Origin of the sequence: Labrys neptuniae (genome assembly GCF_040797145.1) — a bacterium.
Lineage (GTDB): Bacteria > Pseudomonadota > Alphaproteobacteria > Rhizobiales > Labraceae > Labrys > Labrys neptuniae.
On sequence record NZ_JBFNQD010000037.1, the window covers coordinates 1 to 2500 of the forward strand.

Here is a 2500-nt window from a genome sequence, read left to right on the forward strand (position 1 = left end):
TTGGTTGCGGGGGCAGGATTTGAACCTGCGGCCTTCAGGTTATGAGCCTGACGAGCTACCGGGCTGCTCCACCCCGCGGCAGGTATATAGACATGGATTTCAGAGATTTTTGCTTTGCAGGCCTGGCAACGACCTACTCTCCCAGGTCTTGAGACATAGTACCATCGGCGCTGAGGAGTTTAACGGCCGAGTTCGGGATGGGATCGGGTTGAGGCTCCTCGCTAGTGCCACCAGGCCGGCGAAGCAAAAATGAAGCAAGATGTCCTTGCGATCCCCTGTGCAATCCGAAGGATTGTCACATTGGGATCGTCAAGAGCGCCGCCAGCGACATGGTTTCATGTCGCGAGAGGCGCCCCGTCTCAGGATATGGCTCAAGGCCATTCGTGAGTATTGATAAATGAGAGCGATCAAGCCGATCAAGCTATTAGTACCGGTAAGCTGCACGGATCGCTCCGCTTCCACACCCGGCCTATCAACGTGGTGGTCTACCACGGCTTTCGAGGGAGAACTCATCTTGAGGTGGGTTTCCCGCTTAGATGCCTTCAGCGGTTATCCCGACCGTACATAGCTACCCTGCACTGCGGCTGGCGCCACAACAGGTCCACCAGAGGTACGTCCATCCCGGTCCTCTCGTACTAAGGACAGATCCTCTCAATTCTCCTACGCCCACGCCAGATAGGGACCAAACTGTCTCACGACGTTTTGAACCCAACTCACGTACCACTTTAATCGGCGAACAGCCGAACCCTTGGGACCTTCTCCAGCCCCAGGATGTGATGAGTCGACATCGAGGTGCCAAACGATTCCGTCGATATGGACTCTTGGGAATCATCAGCCTGTTATCCCCGGCGTACCTTTTATTCGTTGAGCGATGGCCGTTCCACAACGGACCACCGGATCACTATGGCCGACTTTCGTCTCTGCTCGACTTGTCAGTCTCGCAGTCAGGCGGGCTTATGCCATTGCACTCGACGAGCGATTTCCGACCGCTCTGAGCCCACCGTCGCACGCCTCCGTTACTCTTTGGGAGGCGACCGCCCCAGTCAAACTACCCACCATACACTGTCCCGGGCCCGGATGACGGGTCGCGGTTAGACATCCATGATCGTAAGGGTGGTATTTCAAGGGTGGCTCCACCGGGGCTGGCGCCCTGGCTTCATAGCCTACCACCTATCCTACACATGCAAGCACGAATGCCAGTGTAAAGTTATAGTAAAGGTGCACGGGGTCTTTCCGTCTAAGCGCAGGTACCCCGCATCTTCACGGGGAATTCAATTTCACTGAGTCTATGCTGGAGACAGCGGGGAGATCGTTACGCCATTCGTGCAGGTCGGAACTTACCCGACAAGGAATTTCGCTACCTTAGGACCGTTATAGTTACGGCCGCCGTTTACCGGGGCTTCGATTCAAAGCTTGCACCTCTCCTCTTAACCTTCCGGCACCGGGCAGGCGTCAGACCCTATACGTCGCCTTGCGGCTTAGCAGAGCCCTGTGTTTTTGTTAAACAGTCGCCACCCCCTAGTTTGTGCCCCTCGCCCATGGTTGCCCACGAACGAGGCCTCCTTATCCCGAAGTTACGGAGGCAAATTGCCGAGTTCCTTCAGCATAGTTCTCTCAAGCGCCTTGGTATACTCTACCAGTCCACCTGTGTCGGTTTCGGGTACGGTCTGATGTGGGAGCTATTTCCTGGAACCTCGTGATGGCATGCTCAATCCAATAAGAACACACCACGGAAGAGATCCGTCACTACCCACTGGTTGAGGAATATTCACCTCATTCCCATCGACTACGCTTTTCAGCCTCGCCTTAGGGGCCGACTAACCCTGCGCAGATTAGCTTTACGCAGGAACCCTTGGACTTTCGGCGACAGTGTCTCTCACACTGTTTGTCGTTACTCATGCCAGCATTCGCACTTCCAATACCTCCAGAGCTGCTCACGCATACTCCTTCACAGGCCTATGGAACGCTCCGCTACCGCGTGCTTGCGCACACCCACAGCTTCGGCTCGTGGCTTGAGCCCCGTTACATTTTCGGCGCAAAGACCCTTGTTTAGACCAGTGAGCTGTTACGCTTTCTTTAAAGGATGGCTGCTTCTAAGCCAACCTCCTGGTTGTTATGGGATCCTCACATCCTTTACCACTTAGCCACGAATTAGGGGCCTTAGCTGGTGGTCAGGGTTTTTTCCCTCTCGACGACGGACGTTAGCACCCGCCGTCTGTCTGCCGCATAGTGTTTCCAGGTATTCGGAGTTTGGTTAGGTTTGGTAGATCGGTAAGACCCCCTAGCCCATCCAGTGCTCTACCCCCTGGAACATTCGTGCGACGCACTACCTAAATAGTTTTCGCGGAGAACCAGCTATTTCCGAGTTTGATTGGCCTTTCACCCCTAGCCACAAGTCATCCGAGGCTTTTTCAACAGACACCGGTTCGGTCCTCCAGTGGGTGTTACCCCACCTTCAACCTGCTCATGGCTAGATCACATCGGTTTCGGGTCTAATAAG

1 tRNA gene and 2 rRNA genes (1 of these 3 cut by a window edge) are annotated in these 2500 nt (G+C 54.8%); all 3 read right to left on the bottom strand.

The annotated features are described in order from the left end of the window. Nucleotide 1: 1 nt before the first annotated feature. A tRNA-Met gene (locus ABXS05_RS34745) sits at nucleotides 2–78 on the bottom strand. A 42-nt stretch (nucleotides 79–120) separates the two neighbouring features. Continuing rightward, nucleotides 121–235, bottom strand: a 5S ribosomal RNA gene (gene rrf / locus ABXS05_RS34750). Between the two features lie 168 nt (nucleotides 236–403). Further along, a 23S ribosomal RNA gene (locus ABXS05_RS34755) occupies nucleotides 404–2500 on the bottom strand; it runs 714 nt beyond the window's last position.